The sequence below is a fragment of the Halomicrobium mukohataei DSM 12286 genome, assembly GCF_000023965.1.
In the GTDB taxonomy this organism is placed as follows: Archaea; Halobacteriota; Halobacteria; order Halobacteriales; family Haloarculaceae; genus Halomicrobium; species Halomicrobium mukohataei.
This window is the reverse complement of sequence record NC_013202.1, coordinates 2,027,283-2,044,576: the sequence shown is the minus strand read 5'-3', so window position 1 is coordinate 2,044,576 and position 17,294 is coordinate 2,027,283. Positions and strand designations below refer to the sequence as shown.

The 17,294-nt window shown below is 66.1% G+C and carries 18 protein-coding genes; 12 read left to right on the top strand and 6 right to left on the bottom strand.

The window, feature by feature from the left end:
- Window positions 1-58: 58 nt before the first annotated feature.
- Window positions 59-1,801, bottom strand: a complete 1,743-nt coding sequence (locus HMUK_RS10270) for a DUF7289 family protein (protein ID WP_015763090.1) — start codon at window positions 1,799-1,801, stop codon at window positions 59-61.
- Window positions 1,802-2,118: 317 nt separating this feature from the next.
- Here HMUK_RS10270 and HMUK_RS10265 point away from each other — a divergent pair, with 317 nt between their 5' ends.
- The 5 genes from HMUK_RS10265 (at window position 2,119) to HMUK_RS10245 (ending at window position 5,773) form a co-directional block, all read left to right on the top strand.
- Window positions 2,119-2,583: a 30S ribosomal protein S15 gene (locus HMUK_RS10265; protein ID WP_015763089.1), complete on the top strand. Its 465-nt coding sequence runs from the start codon at window positions 2,119-2,121 to the stop codon at window positions 2,581-2,583.
- Window positions 2,584-2,586: 3 nt separating this feature from the next.
- On the top strand, window positions 2,587-3,687 hold the full coding sequence (locus tag HMUK_RS10260) for a hypothetical protein (RefSeq protein WP_015763088.1): 1,101 nt from the start codon (window positions 2,587-2,589) through the stop codon (window positions 3,685-3,687).
- Window positions 3,684-3,920 carry a KEOPS complex subunit Pcc1 gene (locus HMUK_RS10255; protein ID WP_015763087.1) on the top strand — a complete coding sequence of 79 codons (237 nt, stop codon included), beginning with the start codon at window positions 3,684-3,686 and terminating at the stop codon, window positions 3,918-3,920. The genes HMUK_RS10260 and HMUK_RS10255 overlap by 4 nt, the downstream gene beginning before the upstream one ends.
- Window positions 3,917-4,537 (top strand): 30S ribosomal protein S3ae, encoded by a 621-nt coding sequence (locus HMUK_RS10250; protein WP_015763086.1) that lies wholly within the window; start codon window positions 3,917-3,919, stop codon window positions 4,535-4,537. Before HMUK_RS10255 ends, HMUK_RS10250 begins: the two co-directional genes overlap by 4 nt.
- A gap of 102 nt (window positions 4,538-4,639) precedes the next feature.
- On the top strand, window positions 4,640-5,773 hold the full coding sequence (locus tag HMUK_RS10245) for a GNAT family N-acetyltransferase (RefSeq protein WP_015763085.1): 1,134 nt from the start codon (window positions 4,640-4,642) through the stop codon (window positions 5,771-5,773).
- 59 nt (window positions 5,774-5,832) lie between these two features.
- Here HMUK_RS10245 and HMUK_RS10240 read toward each other — a convergent pair whose 3' ends face one another.
- Window positions 5,833-6,246: a plastocyanin/azurin family copper-binding protein gene (locus HMUK_RS10240; RefSeq protein ID WP_015763084.1), complete on the bottom strand. Its 414-nt coding sequence runs from the start codon at window positions 6,244-6,246 to the stop codon at window positions 5,833-5,835.
- A gap of 91 nt (window positions 6,247-6,337) precedes the next feature.
- Here HMUK_RS10240 and mvaD point away from each other — a divergent pair, with 91 nt between their 5' ends.
- The 4 genes from mvaD (at window position 6,338) to HMUK_RS10220 (ending at window position 9,544) form a co-directional block, all read left to right on the top strand.
- Complete coding sequence (mvaD, locus tag HMUK_RS10235) at window positions 6,338-7,309, top strand: phosphomevalonate decarboxylase MvaD (protein WP_015763083.1); 972 nt, start codon at window positions 6,338-6,340, stop codon at window positions 7,307-7,309.
- A gap of 67 nt (window positions 7,310-7,376) precedes the next feature.
- Complete coding sequence (locus HMUK_RS10230; protein WP_015763082.1) at window positions 7,377-8,201, top strand: YqcI/YcgG family protein; 825 nt, start codon at window positions 7,377-7,379, stop codon at window positions 8,199-8,201.
- Between the two features lie 4 nt (window positions 8,202-8,205).
- The gene (locus tag HMUK_RS10225) at window positions 8,206-8,754 is read left to right on the top strand and encodes a cysteine hydrolase family protein (protein WP_015763081.1); all 549 of its coding nucleotides are present in this window, start codon (window positions 8,206-8,208) and stop codon (window positions 8,752-8,754) included.
- Between the two features lie 58 nt (window positions 8,755-8,812).
- A complete protein-coding gene (locus HMUK_RS10220) occupies window positions 8,813-9,544 on the top strand; it encodes a GNAT family N-acetyltransferase (RefSeq protein WP_015763080.1) in 732 nt (243 codons plus the stop codon).
- Window positions 9,545-9,577: 33 nt separating this feature from the next.
- On the opposite strand, the gene HMUK_RS10215 is transcribed toward HMUK_RS10220, so the two are convergent.
- Window positions 9,578-10,270: a hypothetical protein gene (locus tag HMUK_RS10215; RefSeq protein ID WP_174259124.1), complete on the bottom strand. Its 693-nt coding sequence runs from the start codon at window positions 10,268-10,270 to the stop codon at window positions 9,578-9,580.
- 222 nt (window positions 10,271-10,492) lie between these two features.
- Window positions 10,493-11,368: a hypothetical protein gene (locus HMUK_RS17215; protein ID WP_126967094.1), complete on the bottom strand. Its 876-nt coding sequence runs from the start codon at window positions 11,366-11,368 to the stop codon at window positions 10,493-10,495.
- A 310-nt stretch (window positions 11,369-11,678) separates the two neighbouring features.
- Here HMUK_RS17215 and HMUK_RS10205 point away from each other — a divergent pair, with 310 nt between their 5' ends.
- The 3 genes from HMUK_RS10205 to HMUK_RS10195 all read left to right on the top strand — a co-directional run bounded on the left by HMUK_RS10205 (window position 11,679) and on the right by HMUK_RS10195 (window position 15,247).
- Window positions 11,679-12,890, top strand: a complete 1,212-nt coding sequence (locus HMUK_RS10205; protein ID WP_015763077.1) for an NAD(P)/FAD-dependent oxidoreductase — start codon at window positions 11,679-11,681, stop codon at window positions 12,888-12,890.
- Between the two features lie 47 nt (window positions 12,891-12,937).
- Entirely contained in the window at window positions 12,938-14,005 is a 1,068-nt protein-coding gene (locus HMUK_RS10200; RefSeq protein ID WP_015763076.1) for an mRNA surveillance protein pelota, read from the top strand.
- 87 nt (window positions 14,006-14,092) lie between these two features.
- Window positions 14,093-15,247 carry a sensor histidine kinase gene (locus HMUK_RS10195; RefSeq protein ID WP_015763075.1) on the top strand — a complete coding sequence of 385 codons (1,155 nt, stop codon included), beginning with the start codon at window positions 14,093-14,095 and terminating at the stop codon, window positions 15,245-15,247.
- Between the two features lie 203 nt (window positions 15,248-15,450).
- Here HMUK_RS10195 and HMUK_RS10190 read toward each other — a convergent pair whose 3' ends face one another.
- Complete coding sequence (locus tag HMUK_RS10190) at window positions 15,451-16,221, bottom strand: MBL fold metallo-hydrolase (protein WP_015763074.1); 771 nt, start codon at window positions 16,219-16,221, stop codon at window positions 15,451-15,453.
- Between the two features lie 179 nt (window positions 16,222-16,400).
- Window positions 16,401-17,252 carry an ArsR/SmtB family transcription factor gene (locus HMUK_RS10185; protein ID WP_015763073.1) on the bottom strand — a complete coding sequence of 284 codons (852 nt, stop codon included), beginning with the start codon at window positions 17,250-17,252 and terminating at the stop codon, window positions 16,401-16,403.
- Window positions 17,253-17,294: the final 42 nt, after the last annotated feature.

Here is a 17,294-nt window from a genome sequence, read left to right as displayed (position 1 = left end):
GTGACCGATGTCGCCACCCCGGGCGGCGAATATCGTCACGAAGGTACAGCCGACAGTGTCAGTCGCGAGCTTCGATCTCGATCTCCGAGACGTGGAGGTAGGTCAGTCGGACGATGTTCTCGGCCGGCGGGACGGCGTTGACCCGCTTCAGCGACCGGTCGTAGTGGACCTGTCCGCCGTTGTCCATCGTGACGCTCCCGGTGACGACACCGCCGTAGAGGCTCCCTTTCTCGACCGTGAACGAGCTACTGCCGAGCGTGCCGCCGGGTGCGAAGACGACGCCCTCGAACAGATGGGTGTCACTGGAGGTCCCGTCGATCCGTCCCTGGAAGTCCTCGCGGCCGTAGAGCCAGAACTGGGAGGCGTTCTGCCCCTCGTCGATGTCGATCTGGCCGCCGCTTCCCTCGATCGAGAAGTGGTGGTTCGACGCCGTCGTCGCCTGTCCGTCGACGTACAGGCGGACCGTCCCGTTTCCGACGACGTGGATTCGGCCGTCGTTCTTCAGCTGGACGTAGTCACGGACCGCGAGACTGATCGTCCCGCCGGTCCCGGTGTCCAGCGTCAGCGTCTCGCCGTCGAGAACGAGCCGATCGAGGTGGTACTCGCCGGCCGAGAGCGTCTGGTCGCCGTCGCTCAGCGTCGTCCCCGTGATCGCGCTCGTGTCGCCGTTGTCGTTGTCCCCGGTCGCGTTCTCGTACCGTCGATCGACGACGGCGTCGATCGGACCGATCCCGTCGACGCCCGAGAGCTGTTCGATCGAGCCGTCGACACCGCCGCTGCCGGTGACCTTGATGTCGTCGGTGTAACCGGCGTCTCGGGTCACCACACCGCTCCCTTTGACGGTCACCTTGCCTCCCGACGCCAGCGAGCCGTTGACCTGGCTGTTGCCCTTGACCGTCACGTCGCCGGCCGTCCGGATCGACCCGTTGTGCGTCTTCGTGTCGGCGTACAGCCCGGTCCCTTTCGAGGAGTTGTAGCTGTCGGTCCGGGTCTGATCGCCGCTTCCGGCCAGTACGATCTCGCCGCCCGCTGACGTGGCCGCGACGGCGTTCGTGACGGTCTGTGGCCCGGCCGGGACGACGAGTGTCACCGTCGCCGTCTCGTTCGCGTGATCGAGCGTGGCCTCGCCGTCCGTACGCTCTTCGAAGAATCGGCCCCACGCCCGGTAGTACTCACTCCTGACGGTCACGTTGACGCGGCCGCCGTCGAGCGGGTTCACCCACTGTTCGTCGGCCGAGGCGTTCGGAAAGTGCTGCGTCGAGCGACCGCCCGGCCGAACCGCGATCCGGCCGTCGAGCGACTCGTCGCCGGAGACGGTCACCAGCGGGAGCGTCAGCGTCGCGTCCCGGTAGTGAAACTCCGGCGGCGAGACCATCAGCGAGCCGCCGTCGCCGTCCGTCTTCCAGACGCCGCCGCCCTGGTACGCGACCGAGCGGCCGTCGTTCTCGTAGGCGATCGAGCCGAGCGTCGCGTTCATCACCGTCTTCGTGGAGTCGTTGGACGTGTTCGTCACCGCGACGGTCATCCGCCCCGCGTCGTCCCGGAGCCGATAGGCGGCCCCGTCCGTCCTCGACAGCGAGAGCTCCTGTCCGCCGGCACTCCCCAGCGCGACCATCGCGACGTTCGAGTCCAGTTGTGTCAGGCCCTTCTCGGCGCGCTCGACGTCCATCGTCTCTCGGGTGTCAGACAGCGACTGGGCACCCAGCGTCACGACGGCCAGCGAGCCGGCGACGACCATCGAGACGAGGAGGATCACGGCGATCGGCGACGACTGCCCGCGCCGGCCGAGGCCCCGGTACATACCGTCACGGACGCGACTGAGGGGAATAAGGCGCGCGACCGTTCGAACCGTTTAGGACCGTTCAAACGGTTATCGCCGGTGATATTCGAGAGGAAAAGTCGGTCGGGCCGGCCGGTCACCGTTCACCGACAGTCACCGGCCGCAGTAGAAACGGTTTTACGCGCCGAGTGGGGAGAGTACGTCGGGAACAGCACGACCGCAAATCTGACCCGCCACGCGGTTGCGTGGCTTCGAGATTGCGGCCGTGTCCGGTGTTTCGACACCACACGCTCGCGCTGCGAGTAGCACGTAGCGGTCTGTGCCGTTCCAACCTAACAATGGCACGAATGCACACACGACGCCGCGGCTCGTCCGACTCGGACAAGCCCGTGGCAGACGAACCGCCGGAGTGGAGCGACGTAGACGAAGACGCGATCGAGGAGCGAGTCGTCGAGCTCGCAGAGCAGGGCCACTCGCCCAGCGAGATCGGCCTCAAGCTCCGCGACGAGGGTGTCCAGGGGACGCCGATCCCGGACGTCTCGCTCGCGACGGGCAAGAAGGTCACCGAGATCCTCGAAGAGAACGACGCGACCGCCGAACTGCCCGAAGACCTCCGGAACCTGATGAAGAAGGCCGTCCGCCTGCGAGAGCACATGGACGAGAACCCGGGCGACCACCAGAACAAGCGCGCGCTCCAGAACAACCAGTCGAAGATCCGCCGCCTCGTCGACTACTACCGCGGCGACGAGATCGACGCGGACTTCACCTACAGCTACGAGCGAGCGAAGCAACTGATCGAGTAATCGATGTCCACAGCCGGTCGCGATCAGGCGTCCGCCACGCCGCCCAGTGACCTCGCCGGCACGCTCGACGGGGCCGACTTCGTTCGGCTCGTCGCGCGCGCCGACGGGGACGGGCTGGCAGCCACGGGACTCCTCGCACGCGCTCTCACGGCGCGCGAGACGCCATTCCAGGCGTCGGTCGCGCGAACGGGCGAGGCGGGAGCCCGGACGACGGACGCCGACGTCACGGTCAGCGTCGGTGCCGAAGGCGTCGACGCGACCGCGACACTCGCGGACGAGCCACTGAGCACCGCGGCCGTCGAGACGGTGCGGGCGCTTGGCACCGAGCCCGATCTGGCGCTCGCGCTGGCCGGGGCGACCGTCGCCGACGGCGACTCCGGCGAGGCCACGCTGGCCGAAGCCGCCGGGTTCGAGCGCCGCCCCGGCGTCGCCGTCCCGGTGAGCGAGTACGTCGACGGGCTCGCACACTCGACGCTGTTGCACGCGCCCTTTTCGGGCGAGCGCGCGGCCGTCGAGGACGCGATCGAGGCGCTGGGCTCCGACGACGACACGGACCGACACCGTCGCGTCGCCTCGCTGGTCGCGCTGGCGATCGCGGGCGACGAGACCGCCACCGATCGAGCCACCGAGGCGATCGAGCGGGCGCTGCACCCCTACGTCGGCGGCCCGTTCGAGACGATCGGCGGCTACGGCGACGTGCTGGATGCCGTCGCACGCGAACGGCCCGGTCTCGGCGTCGCGCTCGCGCTCGGCCACGACGGCGTGCGCGAGCAGGCACTCGACGTCTGGCGCACGCACGCGAGTCGGGCCCATACCGGAATCCGGACCGCGTCGACCCAGCGGTACGACGGCCTGTTCGTCGTCCGTGGCGACGCGATGCCCGTCGAGACGGTCGCCAGACTCGTCGCGCGGTTTCGCTCGCCCGAGCCGGTGACGCTGGTCGTCGCTGGCAACAGGGCCGCGGTTCGTGGGACCGACGACCGATCCGTCGCGCCCGCGCTCGACGCCGCGACGACCGCCGTCGGCGGAACGGCGACCCGCACGAACGCGCGGTTCGAGGGCGACGCCGACGACCTCGTCGAGCAGGTCCGGGAGGCACTATGAGAGAAGCGACGATCCGGACGGCCCACGGCGACGACGCCACGGCCGAGCGGATCGCCAGCGCGCTCCGCCCGGACAACACCGACGAGATGGACACGCGCGTCGACGGCGACGAGATCGTGACGACGATCGACCGCGAGACGACCGGCGGACTCCACTCGACAGTCGACGACTACGTCGTCAACCTCCGCGTCGCAGCACAGCTTGCCGACCAACACACAACACACACATCATGAGCGAACGATCCGTATCCCGACAGAAGCAAGAAAAGCGGTGGTACACCGTGCTCGCTCCCGAGCAGTTCGACCGGGAGGAACTCGGTGAGACCACGGCAGACGAGGCAGAGAAGGTGCTCGGACGCACCATCCAGACAACGCTTGGCGATCTGAAAGACGACGCCAGCGAGAACAACACGAAGCTGACCTTCAAGATCAACGAGGTCGCCTCCGACTCCGCGTACACGGAGTTCATCAAGCACGAGCTGACCCGCGACTACCTGCGGTCGCTCGTCCGCCGAGGCTCCTCGAAGGTCGAGGCCTTCATCACCGTGCTGACGACGGACGACTACCGCGTCCAGATCCAGCCGGTCGCGCTGACGACCAAGAAGGCCGACGCCTCCCAGGAGAAGGCGATCCGTCGACAGATGATCGACATCGTCGAGGAGACTGCCGAGGACCGCAGCTTCGAGCAGCTCGTCGACTCCATCGTCGAGGGGCGGCTCTCCTCTGCACTGTACAGCGAGTGCAAGGACATCTACCCGCTTCGCCGGGTCGAGATCCAGAAGACCACGATGGAAGCCCGTCCCGAGGAAGTCGCAGCCGAAGAAGAGACCACGGTCGACGTCGAGGAGTAACTGCGCTTTCGCCGCGCTTTTTTCGACGCCACGCCCGTAGCGGCCGGCTAATCGCTGGTAGACGGAGCCCAACGAAGGGGCCGACGGCAGAACAACCCCCCAATGAGTCACCTCGAACAGCGGCCGTCGAGCTACGAGTATCGGCCCGTCGAGTCGACCGACGTACAGGGGTTTCTCGACCTCCACGAGACGGTCTGGGGACACGAGCGGCGGGCGGCGTGGTTCCGCTGGCGGTTCGGAGAGAACCCGTACGTCGACGAGATTCCGATGGTCGTCGCCGAGTGCGACGGGGAGGTCGTCGGTGCCGAGCCCTGTCTGACGTTCAGAGTGCGACTCGGCGAGGAGACGGTGCTGGCCTTTCAGCCGGCCGACTGGGTCGTCCACCCCGACCACCGCGAGCGCGGGGTCTTCACCGGGATGACCGAACGGTTGCTCGAACGGTACAGCGACGGCCCCGCTCGGCTGTACTTCAACTTCCCGACGGCCGCCCTCGTGCCGGGCCTGGAGTCGTTCGACTGGACGCTCAGGGACGGGCCGCGCACCCACTACCGGATCCAGAACCCCCGGCGACTCGTCCGTCACGGCTCGGGCTCCAAGCGGGAGTTTCGATCGATCGCGTCTCGACACCTCGGCCGGCTGGCGACGCCCCTGGCCCGGGGCTATCTCTCCGTTCGGGACCGACTCCGCCGCGACGGGGCGGCGATCGCCGTCGAGCGACACCACGGCGTCCCCGCCGATCTGCTCGTCGGACTGAGCGACGGCGAGGAACGGGACGCCGTCCACGTGGTCCGAGACGCCGACTACTACCGGTGGCGCTTCGCGAACCCTCGCTGGGAGACGACGACGTACGTCGCCCGGCGCGACGAGAGAGCCGTGGCAGCCTGCGTCGTCTGTCGAGAGCAACGCGGCGGCATCCGGACGACCGCCGTCCTCGATACGGTGCCACGCGGGGGCGCGGTCGCGCCGGAGGTCTTCGAGGCGCTGCTGACGCCGATCGTCGCCGACGCGGCCGACTCTGACGTCGTCAAGGTCGGCGAGGGGCCGATCCCGCCGTCCGTCCTCGACGCGTTCGGCTTCCGAGCGAGTGACGCGTTCCCGCTGTCGATGCTCTCGGACAGGTCCGTCCTCGCGGTGCGTCCAGCTCACCGCTCGGTGGACGGGCCGGTCGACGTTGCTGGCGTCGATCCGACCGAGCGAGAGTGGGAGCTGGCGCTCGCGGACCGAGACGTGGCCTGAGACGGCGGTGGCGATTGCAGGAAGCGGGACGCGGGATCGCGGAATCCGTCACCGACGAGCTACTCGACGACGACCGTCCCGACCATCCCCCCGCGCTCGTGTGGGATACAGAAGTAGCGGTACTGGCCGGCGACCTCGAAGGTGTGGCTGTACGTGTCTCCCTGGTACAGCGAGCCGTCTGTCGCGTTCGTCCACCCCTCGCGGGCAGACGGTTCGTCGTCGAACCCGCCGGAGGCGAAGTAGTCTGCCCCGTCCGGGATGCCGTCCTCGTAGGCAGTCACGGAGTGGGCGTGAGAGCTCGTGTTTCGCCAGACGACGGTGTCACCGGCGGCGACGGTGATCTCGGCGGGGTCGAACGCGTTGCTCGTCATCCCGACGTCGTAGTCCCGCGACTCGGCGAGGCCGCCGAGACACCCCGCAAGTCCGACCGCACTCGCCCCGGCGACCGTTCGCAGGTAGGCGCGACGCTCCATAGCTCACGTCTGGACTGGACGATCAAAGACCGCTCGGTTCCGGACGGCCTCGGTTCGGAACTGCAAAGTGGAGTCGCCGGGAGGCTGAGGTATGAAAGCGACCGCGAAGGCTCACCCGATCCAGGGGATCGTCAAGTACCACGGGATGCGCGACGAGGAACTGCGCTTGCCCTACCACGACAGCATCAGCGTCTGTACGGCACCGAGCCACTCGAAGACGACCGCGGCGTTCGATCCAGAACTCGACGCCGACGAGTACGTCATCGACGGCGAGCCGGTCGAGGGTCGCGGGGCCGAGCGCATCGCGGCCGTCGTCGACCACGTCCGCGAGCTGGCGGGGATCGACCACCGCGTGCGCTTCGAGTCGGAGAACACCTTCCCGACGAACATCGGCTTTGGCTCCTCGGCCTCCGGGTTCGCGGCTGCGGCGATGGCACTCGTCGAGGCGGCGGGCCTGGACATGACCCGGCCCGAGGTGTCGACGGTCGCACGTCGCGGGTCGTGCTCTGCCGCGCGGGCGGTGACGGGCGGGTTCTCCCACCTCAAGAACGGCATGAACGACGCGGACTGTCGCTCCGAGCGCATCGAGACCGAGCTGGAAGAGGACCTCCGGGTCGTCGCCGGCATGGTCCCGTCCTACAAGGAGACGGAAGCAGCCCACGAGGAGGCCGCGGCGAGTCACATGTTCGAGAACCGGATGGCCCACATCCACGGCCAGATCGCCGAGGCGCGAGACGCCATCGCGGCGGGGGCGTTCGATCGGACCTTCGAACTGGCCGAGCACGACTCGCTGTCGCTGGCGGCCACGACGATGACCGGGCCGGCGGGCTGGGTGTACTGGCAGCCACGGACGATCGAGATCTTCAACGCCGTCCGCGAACTCCGCGAAGAGGGGGTCCCGGTCTACTTCTCCGTCGACACCGGCGCGAGCGTCTACGTCAACACCACGGCAGAGCACGTCGACCGCGTCGAGGAGACGGTGGCCGACTGCGGCGTCGACACCCGCGTCTGGGAGGTCGGCGGCCCCGCGCGGGTGCTCGACGACTCCGAGGCGCTGTTCTGAGCGGATTGCCAGCGTTTCGACGCCGATACCGACGGATAAATGCAGCCACGGACCGTACGCCACGGCTATGACCGACCGGATCGTCGGCGAGCTTCAGGACCAGGCGACCGTCGAGGAACGGGTGGCATCGGGTGCGACCACCGACTGGGTTGTCGACCACTGGACCACGTTCCGCGACGGCCTCCTCGGCGAGCGAAACGGCACGCCGTTCCCGTGCTTTTTCGGGGCCGAATCCGTGGCCGACGGAGATCCGCTGTACACCGCGGTCCCGTCGATGACCGACAAGGACGCGTTACTGGATCTGGGCCGGACCCTCCTGCAGTATCTCGACACGTACCAGGAACACAGCGACCGTGCGTCGCTGGTCGCGTTCTTCAAGCCGCCAGAGCGCGAACTCACGGAGGCCCAGTACCACGAAGCGCTGTGGAACATCTTGCAGTTCCTGCACGTCCACGATCCAGCACCCTGGCCCGAAGACATCCCGACAGAGCCAGACGATCCCCACTGGGAGTTTTCCTTCGGCGGCGAGCCGATCTTCCCGACCTGCCGAGCACCCTTCTACGAGGGTCGAAAGAGCCGGTACTGCCCCGTGGGGCTGGAGATCACCTTCCAGCCGCGGGCGCTCTTCGAGGACATGGGCGTGACCGCCGATACCGAGGCCGGCGAACACGCCCGAGGGATCATCCAGGACCGACTCGAAGGGTACGACGGCGTCTGCCCCCACGCGGACCTCGGAGACTGGGGCGTCGAAGGAGATCGAGAGTGGCCACAGTACATGCTCTCGGAGGACGACCGACAGGCACCCAGCGAGTGCCCGATCTCGACCACCCGCGAGCACCCCAAGTCGACGCAACTCCTTGACGCCCGCGAGAGCGTGGGCCACCCGAACTGAGACCATGTCGGGAACACCGGTACTGGTACTGGTCGACTTTCAGCGAGGGTTCGACGAACCCGAATGGGGAACGCGCAACAACCCCGACGCCGAGGCGAACGCGGCGCGACTCCTCTCGACGTGGCGAGAGCACGACCGTCCGATCGTCCACGTCCGCCACGACTCGACGGAGCCCGACTCGCCACTGCGGGCGGGCGAGCCCGGTTTCGACTACAAGCCCGAGCTCGCCCCCGTCGACGGTGAGCCGGCGTTCCGAAAGCGGGTCAACGGTGCGTTCGTCGACACCGGCCTGGGGGCGTGGCTCCGCGAACGAGGCCACGAGTCGATCGTCGTCTGCGGGCTGACGACCGATCACTGCGTGTCGACGACCGTCCGGATGGGCGAGAACCGAGGATTCGAGACGTTCGTCGCGGCAGACGCGACGGCGACGTTCGACCGAACGCTCGACGGCGAACGGTTCGAAGCGCCCCTCGTTCACAGAACGGCGCTGGCACACCTCGACGGGGAATTCGCCACCGTCCTCTCGACGGCAGCGGCCGTCGACCGCTGGTGACGGACGAGGTATGTGATACCATAGCAATCGTTAAGCGCCCGCTCCACCAAACGAGGGTATGGAGACAGTCGAGCGACCGACGTTCGAGTCTGACACCAGTCGCCGCATCTACGAGTACGTCGAGCGCCACGGCACCGCGAAGCGACACATTCTGCTGGAGCAAAGCGACGCGTCCGCCGAGGAGTTCGGCGACCGCCTCGACGAACTGAAAGAGCGAGGGTATCTCAGCGAGGACGGCGGCACCATCCGCGTCGCGCTCGATGTGGGTGCCGTCGAGGCGTACGAGACCGGGGACCTGTCGGTGACGATCCGGCCGGCCCGTCACGAGGACTTCGACGGTCTCGTCCGGGCGATCCGGGACGTGACCGACGAGGAGACGTACGTCGTCGCCGAGACCGTCGCCGAGGAACTGCTCTACGAGGACACCATCAACCGCCACACGACCGTCGAGTCGCGCGTGTTCTTCGTCGCGGCGATCGACGGCGAGGTCGTGGGGTGGACCCACCTCGACCTGCCACAGCTCGATTCGCTGGCCGGGACCGCCCAGCAGACCGTCGGCGTCACCACCGAGTATCGGGGCGAGGGGATCGGCAGCGAACTCCTCCGGCGGGGCCTCTCCTGGGCGGAGGCCAACGGCTACCGGAAGGTGTACAACAGCCTCCCGATGACGAACGACCGCGCGATCGAGTTCCTCACGGACCACGGGTGGAACACCGAAGCCATCCGCCGGAACCACTACACGATCGACGACGAGCAGGTCGACGAGGTCATGCTGTCGACGACGATATAGCACCGCTTCGGCCACCCAACGGAAGGAACACCGTCACCTGGAAGTTGTCACTGTATCACACGCCTCGACTCCCTGCTGGCTGGCGCTCGCGTCGGTCTCGGCAGCGACCCGACCACCGCTACCACGATACGAGAACGTGTACGATGTGATCGTTCCGGATGCGTGGACGATACCGATATCTCCAGTGCGCTCCGTGCCATCACAGCTACCGGCAGGCGCCCCATCCTCGAACGCGAACGGCCGGTAGACCGTTTCGAACCGAGCAGTTTCGCCCGGCCCGACGACGAGATCGCCTCTCGACGGATCGAGCGGCCGGTTGTCTCCAGCGCCGACGACACCCGGTCCGAATTCGAGAGCTTCGCGTTCGAACGAGTCGGCTTGCAGGTCGACAGTAGAGTTCGGCACGTCTCCGTAAATGCCGACGAATCGAACGAGTAGCGGAGCAGCGCCCGTGTTATGAATGTCGAAGGCAACGCTGCCGTCCGACCCGACCTCGATATTCTTCGCAGCGCCGTGGACTGGTTCCCAGACCCACTCACTAACCCACCCGCCGGCGGTCTTGGCTTTCACGTAGAGGTTCTTCGAGAGTGAGGACTCGAGCCTGTCCGGGAACACGACGTCGAAGTAAGCCCGGTCGGCAGGGCGGGCGATCCGTTGGTACTGACGGTCGAGCGCTCGATCGACCAGTACGGCCTCCTCAATTTCGGCTCGTTCTTGGAATTGCACAATCAGTTGTCGTCCCTCGTAACGGTGACTCTGGAAGACGCCTGCTCCGGTCTGATCGTCGTCCGCCGATACCCCCAGACCCAGGCAGCCACCGGTCATTGACGAGCCACCGGCCATGAGCGTGACGAATTGTCTCCGTCTCATAATACGGGAAGTGGTTCTCGATAATCTTCGAATGATTCGTTTGAAAGCACCTATTCAACGGCGTCGGAGACCGCCCAATTAAAAGCCGGTCTCGACTCTGTAGTTCCAAACGATTCCGGTGTCTTCGTCGTCGAAGTCAAGCTTTGAATCAGATCCGATGTCGACGAAAGCGATAATGTCTTGTATTTGTTTTTCCTCCCCATTCCAGGACACGGTATACGATCCTTCCGGTCCAGGTGTCCATTCGATTGCTCCGAACAGCCCGTCGTTGAATCGAACAACCTCGTCACCTCCAAATGCGACACCGCCAACCTCGGTATAGTGTCGGACGGATATGCGTTCATCATTGACTCGCTCAGTGCCGGCGGGATCACGCCCGTGGAAGGTCACATCACCGTCCTTGTCGTTTATATTCGATCGGAGAAGATTAATCTCTGCATCAGCACAAAGGAACCCGCTACTATCCGATTTAGTGCACTGCTGCCACAGTTCGACAATGTACCTGTACTGGCCGTTACTGTCTTGAACGATAGCCCCTTCGTCGTCGACCGCTTTGTACACTGTACACAAGTGTTCGGCACTGAAGTTCGGATTGTCTCCTTGTGGACAGTTGGGCGCCAGGTCTGAGGTCTGTTTCCAGTGATCCACATACGTGAGATTTTGCAAATTCGCGTCTGCACTGGAAGAACTCACATCTTCGTTCACTGCGGGGTGGACGATATCCCGCTGTTTCATAATTGACACCCACTCCTGTTTGGTTCCGCTATTCTCGGAAGTGAGTTCTACGGATCCGCTGTCTCCGGTGCGACTTCCAGCCGTTCGACGACCATCGCTTTCTCGACTGGAATTACTGTCAGCACGAACACTTTGAACACCTGCTAGCCCCGTGAATGCAAGTGCGCCGGTGGTCGAAAGCACGGTTCTCCGACTAATATTGTCAGATTCTTCTGACATGCAAATATAGATAATCTCGGAGTGATAAAAAATCTTCCATTGGTTGAGTATCTTATAATATGGTAAATATAGAATTAGTATTTTAACTCATAGTGCACTAAAACCCCTCCATTACAGCATCTCAGATTCAGAGTTGTGTTTCTCTAATACTTCTGCTAACGCGTTAGCCGGTCTTTTTTCGCACAGTTCCGCCACAAACCTGTTCCTGCAAAATCGGTTGAAAGGGTAGTCCAGGCATAAGAATGACTACGGCAAGAGTCGGCTCAACCATCCAGCCAACGTTCATACGCGGTCAGGCCCAACTGACGGTATGCGCGTCGCCGTCCTGGGTGCTGGCTACGCCGGCCTCACACTCGCCCGGAAGCTCGAATCGTCGCTGCCCGAATCGGCCGACCTCGTCGTCGTCGACGAGTCCGAGACCCACGTCGTCCAGCACGAACTCCACCGCGTCGTTCGCCGGCCCGCGGTCGAGGACGAAATCTCGATCCCGCTGACGGATCTCCTCGACTGCGAGGTCAGGCAGGCGGCGGTGACGAGCGTCGATCCCGAGGCAGGCGTCGCCCGACTGGACGGCGCAGACGACCTCGAATACGACGTTGGCGCGGTCTGTCTCGGCGCCGAGACGGCGTTCTACGACATCCCGGGACTCCGCGAGCACGCCACGCCGCTGAAGCGACTCGATCACGCCCGCGAGATCCGCGAACGGTACCTGGGCCTGCTCGACGAGGGCGGGCGCGTCGTCGTCGGCGGTGCCGGCCTCTCGGGAGTGCAGGTCGCTGGCGAACTGGTCGAGATGGCACGAGCCCACGAGAGCGATGGCGACGGTGAGGGCAACAGCGGCCCCGAAGTCGTCCTGCTCGAACAGCTCGACAGCGTCGCGCCGAGCTTCCCCGAGGCGTTCCAGCGGGCCGTCGCCGACCAGCTCGGCCAGCGCGGCGTCGAGATCCGAACGGAGACGACCGTCGAAGCCGTCGACGGAGAGACGATCACGGTCGCCGACGGGGCGGACCTGTCGTACGACCAGCTCGTCTGGACGGGTGGACTGCAGGGACCGTCGGCGCTGGACGACGAGCGCCCCGTCGTCAGGAGCGATCTGCGGCTCGCGGACGAGACCTTCGCGGTCGGCGACGTGGCGCGAGTCGTCGACACGGACGGCGAGCCGGTCCCGGCGAGTGCGCAGGCGGCGATCCGAGAGGCCGGAGTCGCCGCGGAGAACGTCACGGCGCTGGTCGAGCATCGACTGGCCGGGGCCGGCGGCTTCGAGCCGCGGCTGGATCGGTACACCTTCGACTCGCTGGGCTGGCTGGTCAGCGTCGGCGACGGCGCGGTCGCGCAGGTCGGCGACGGCGTCCTGACCGGCCAGGCGGCGCTCGCGCTCAAGACCTCCGTCGGCGCGGGCTATCTCGGCAGCGTCGGAGCCGTCGAGAACGCCGTCGAACTGGTCCAGTCGGAACTCGGGCTGGCGGTCGACGGTGCCGACGACGACGCGAGCGATCCCGAGGCGGTCGACACGGAGCCCTGAATGCCGAAACCGGAGGGCACTTACCATCGACGGGCCGACTCGACGGTATGCGCATCGCCGATCGCCAGCAGGTCGAGGGCGGGCGCGAGCGGCTGACGCTCGTCCCCGAGACGCTGGACGACCTGTGGCACCTGACGTACGTGATCGAGCCGGGCGACCGCGTCGCGGGCGACACCACCCGGCGGATCCAGCGCGACGACGATCAGTTGCGCGACAAGGGCGGGGAGCGCGAGCCCATGTGGATCGCGGTCGAGGTCACCGACGTGGAGTTCGCGAAGTTCGCCAACCGGCTGCGCGTCGGCGGCACGATCGTCGACTGTTCGCGCGAGGACCAGCTCGACTTCCACCACACGTTCAACGTCGAGGAACACGACGAGATCGAGGTCGAGAAGGTCTGGAAGCCCGACCAGATCGACCGCGTCGAGGAGGCGACCGAGGCGACCGACCAGCCCGACGTGGCGATCGCCACCGTCGAGGAAGGAGAGGCACACGTCCACACCGTCGCCCAGTACGGCACCGAGTCGCGCGCGTCGATCACCTCGACGACGGGGAAGGGCGACTACGCTCGACCGAGAGAAGAGCTGTTCGCGGAGCTGTCGGACGTGCTCCGGCGGATGGACGTGGACGCCTACATCCTCGCCGGCCCCGGCTTCACCAAGCAGGACGCGCTCAAGTACATTCAGGACGAGTACCCGGATCTGGCAGCGGAGATCACGACCGTCGACACCAGCGCCGTCGGCGACCGCGGCGTCCACGAGGTGCTCAAGCGCGGTGCGGTCGAAGACGTCCAGGAGCGGACCCGTATCGCGGAGGAAGCCGAGCTGATCGACGAGCTGATGGAACGCATCGCGACGGGCGCGAAAGTCGCGTACGGTCCCGACGCGGTCGCCGAGGCCGCCGAGTTCGGCGCGATCGAGGAACTGCTGGTGCTCGACGAGCGACTCCGCGAGGAGCGAGGCGAGGAAAGCGAGTGGGACGTGGACGTCGACGAGATCGTCACGACGACAGAACAGAAAGGCGGCGACGTGACCGTCTTCTCCCACGAGTTCGACCCCGGCCAACAGCTCCGTAATCTGGGCGGTGTGGCCGCGTTACTGCGGTATCGGCTGCAGTAGAGGGCGAACGGGGCGAAACGGTTTTCATTGGCGACATCTATCTTCAGGTACTGACAGTTCAGCTACCGACCGGAGCCAGTCACCAGCATGTCATTCGAAAACCAGACGGACTTCGCCAAGCAGGTCGCCGACCTCAACAAGTACGGACAGGCGCTGAACCGATGTGAGAGCGTCGACGAGGTCGTTTCGATGACGCTGGAAGCGATGTCACTGCTGTTCGACGCCGCCGACAACACGTTCGTGGAAGTTCGAAACGACGACCTGCAGGTCGTCCACAGCACGAATCCCGCGTTGTCGGTCGGCGAAGCGCCGACGAGCGTGGCACGGCGGGCCTACGAGTCCAGAACGACCGAGGTGGCCAGCGGTGCGGACGCTCGTGCCGCCACCGACACGGAGACGACCGCGGCACTGGCCGTCCCGGCGACGATCGTCGACGAGGTGACGGCGGTGCTCGTGATGCGCTCGACGAGCCGGTCCGAGTTCGACGACACCGTCGTGCGCCCGATGGAGATTCTGGCGTCTCACGCCGCGACGGCGATCAGCAACATCCGGTCGCGGGAGCGACTCGAACGGGCCAGACAGGACCTGGAGACGAAAAAGGAGATGGTCGAACTGTACGACCGCCTGTTGCGCCACGACCTGGGCAACGACCTGCAGGTGATCACCGGGTTCTCCGAGGTCCTCGCCGACGAAGCCGACGGCGAGACCGCTGCCTACGCCGAGCGGATCAACGAGGCCGCACACAGCTCTGCCGACCTGATCCAGCGGGTCGGGAACCTCGTCTCGACGCTGGAAGAAGAAGAGGAACCGGAACCGAGAGGCCTCGCGCCGATACTCGAACGGACCGTCAGTGAGGCCGAGACCGGCTACGGCGAGCTGACCGTCGAGTTCGACAAGGCGGCATTCGAGGAGACGGTGTACGCCGGGGACCTGCTCGAATCGGTGTTCACGAACATCCTCACGAACGCCGTCGTCCACAACGAGGGAGAAGTCACGGTCCGGACGAGCGTCGAGACGGGCGTCGACGACGTGGTTGTCTGCTTCGCCGACGACGGAGCGGGCATCGACCCGTCGGTCCGCGACGAGCTGTTCGAGATGGGCGAGAAAGGCCCCGACAGCAGCGGCAGCGGGTTCGGCCTCGGCTTCGTCCGCGCCCTGACCGAGTCGTACGGCGGCGACGTGACCGTCACCGAGAGCGATGCCGGCGGCGCGGAGTTCCGCGTTCGGCTCCAGCGTGGCTGATACGGAAAGTTGTAGGTCTTTACCAGATCGACCGCACGACGGCGTGCGGTCGACTGGGTAAACGCCGACAACCGTCCGTATGAGACGGAACGCTGTCGTTGCTTGTCGGTGAGCGTCGCACCGGGGGAGACGCTCACCGGTACGTTCCGACACCCAACCGTACGAGACGACCGGTGTCGCGGTGCCGGGGAGACTCCCGCGGGTCAGGACTCTGTCGGATCGATCGTCACCGACAGCCCGTCGGCGGCAAAGCGAACGTCGCCGTCGTAGCTCGCTGCGATCGAGTCCAGCATCTCCTCGTGACGGCCCTCCGTGTGCGGGTAGAGGTGGGTGAGGTACACGCGGCCGACGGCGGCCTCGGCGCGGTCCAGGACCGTCCCGAGCTGGGCGGGCGTCGGGTGGTTAGACACGTCCACCTCGTCCGGGAACGAGCAGTCGTGGACGAGCACGGCCGCCCGATCCGCGAACTCGATCAGTTCCGTGAACGCCTCGGAGTCCCCGCTGTAGACCAGCGCCGGCTCCTCGCCCCCGGCCTGAAAGCGATAGGCGAAACACTGCATCGAGTGGCGCGTCTCCATGGCCTCGATATCGAAGCCGGCGAGCGTGAACGGCTCATCGACGCCGACCTCGTCGATCGTGAGGTCGAGCCGGCCGCGCATGTAGCCGTGCAGATCGAGGAGCCCCTCGATCAGGTCACGGGTCCCCGGCGGCCCGGCGATCGTCAGGTCGGTGTCGCCCGCGAGCCACCGCGCCTTCATGAACACGTCGAGGTCGGAGACGTGATCGAGGTGGTGGTGTGTGAGCAAGACGGTGTCGACGCCCTCGTAGCCAACGTCGGTGCGTTCGAGCGCGTGGAGGACGCCGCTGCCACAGTCGACGAGCAGCCGATCGGAGCCGTCTTCGAGCAACAGTCCGGACTGGAAGCGGGTGCCCGTCGGCATCGCGCTGCCGGTTCCGAGAAAGGTCAGGCGCATGTCGGATCGCTCGGGGTGGAGGGCCTAAGCGATTTGGATGGGGTCAGCGGGACTGTCTGTCGGGATGGGCAGGCGGCGGCCATCGGCGAGGGCGGCGGGTGACGGGAACCGCCCGCCGACGGCGCAGATACGCCTACGAAGGATACCCATAAAGCCCCACCTGTGGCTCAAAATCCAGTTTAAGCGTTCCTCGTGTACGCCCACCAGACGCCGAGCACCGCGACGACCGTCATGCCGCCGAGGAAGAAGGCCAGCCCCGGAGAGAGCTCCAGACCGCCGCTTGCCGCCACATCGGCGGCCTGGGTGGTCGTTTCGGCGGCCAGATCGATCGTCTCCTCCTCGGGGACCGGCGTGTCGGTCTCGGGTGGCGGAGTCGGTGTCGACGTGGCGCTGTCGGCGGGCGTCTCCGTCGCCTCCGCGATGCCGATGTCGCCACCGTCGCTCGCCGTTTCGGTGGGCGTCGGCGTGTCTGCGGGCGCTTCCGTCGGTGTCTCGGTCGCGCCCGTCGTGTTCGTGACGCCGCCGGAGTCACTGCCACCCGCGCCGTCCCCGCCCTGCGAGGACGGCCCGGCGGAGCTGAACCCGACCGAGAGCCCGTTGCCGAACAGCTGTTCGATGACCAGACTGCCGAGCGCGACGACGCCGACCACGGGCAGCAGGCGCTTGACCATCGTCGTCAGGGACCGCTTTCGCTCCTCGGTCCCGACGAACAGCACCGTCGGATCGTCCGGCGGCTGGTACACCGTCATCTCCTGGCCCTTCTCGGAGTACTGGGTGCCAGCGACGGCGATCAGGTCCTGGTCGTCGAGCTTCTCGATGTGATAGGAGACCTTCTGGATCGACATGTCCAGTCTGTCGGCGATCTCCGACGGCGTGCCCGGCTCGTCGTAGATCTCGTTGAGAATCGCGCGGGCGGTCTCGGAGTTGAGCGCGTCGAGTAGCGGGGCCACCTCGTCGTCGACGCCGACGACCTGGAGTTCCCCCTCCTGTGACGTACTCGTATCGGGGCCTCTGGAGGGCAACAGCGACATATCGAAACCACAGACGGCCAGTGTAATGAATCTCGTGGAGTG

Coding starts and splice junctions, on each gene's coding strand:
- HMUK_RS10255 (WP_015763087.1), top strand. CDS start 3,684: ATGAGAGAAGCGACGATCCGGACGGCCCACGGCGACGACGCCACGGCC.
- HMUK_RS10190 (WP_015763074.1), bottom strand. CDS start 16,221: ATGCGCCTGACCTTTCTCGGAACCGGCAGCGCGATGCCGACGGGCACC.
- HMUK_RS10200 (WP_015763076.1), top strand. CDS start 12,938: ATGCGCATCGCCGATCGCCAGCAGGTCGAGGGCGGGCGCGAGCGGCTG.
- HMUK_RS10195 (WP_015763075.1), top strand. CDS start 14,093: ATGTCATTCGAAAACCAGACGGACTTCGCCAAGCAGGTCGCCGACCTC.
- HMUK_RS10205 (WP_015763077.1), top strand. CDS start 11,679: ATGCGCGTCGCCGTCCTGGGTGCTGGCTACGCCGGCCTCACACTCGCC.
- HMUK_RS10270 (WP_015763090.1), bottom strand. CDS start 1,801: ATGTACCGGGGCCTCGGCCGGCGCGGGCAGTCGTCGCCGATCGCCGTG.
- mvaD (WP_015763083.1), top strand. CDS start 6,338: ATGAAAGCGACCGCGAAGGCTCACCCGATCCAGGGGATCGTCAAGTAC.
- HMUK_RS10245 (WP_015763085.1), top strand. CDS start 4,640: ATGAGTCACCTCGAACAGCGGCCGTCGAGCTACGAGTATCGGCCCGTC.
- HMUK_RS10230 (WP_015763082.1), top strand. CDS start 7,377: ATGACCGACCGGATCGTCGGCGAGCTTCAGGACCAGGCGACCGTCGAG.
- HMUK_RS17215 (WP_126967094.1), bottom strand. CDS start 11,368: ATGTCAGAAGAATCTGACAATATTAGTCGGAGAACCGTGCTTTCGACC.
- HMUK_RS10250 (WP_015763086.1), top strand. CDS start 3,917: ATGAGCGAACGATCCGTATCCCGACAGAAGCAAGAAAAGCGGTGGTAC.
- HMUK_RS10265 (WP_015763089.1), top strand. CDS start 2,119: ATGGCACGAATGCACACACGACGCCGCGGCTCGTCCGACTCGGACAAG.
- HMUK_RS10220 (WP_015763080.1), top strand. CDS start 8,813: ATGGAGACAGTCGAGCGACCGACGTTCGAGTCTGACACCAGTCGCCGC.
- HMUK_RS10225 (WP_015763081.1), top strand. CDS start 8,206: ATGTCGGGAACACCGGTACTGGTACTGGTCGACTTTCAGCGAGGGTTC.
- HMUK_RS10260 (WP_015763088.1), top strand. CDS start 2,587: ATGTCCACAGCCGGTCGCGATCAGGCGTCCGCCACGCCGCCCAGTGAC.
- HMUK_RS10240 (WP_015763084.1), bottom strand. CDS start 6,246: ATGGAGCGTCGCGCCTACCTGCGAACGGTCGCCGGGGCGAGTGCGGTC.
- HMUK_RS10185 (WP_015763073.1), bottom strand. CDS start 17,252: ATGTCGCTGTTGCCCTCCAGAGGCCCCGATACGAGTACGTCACAGGAG.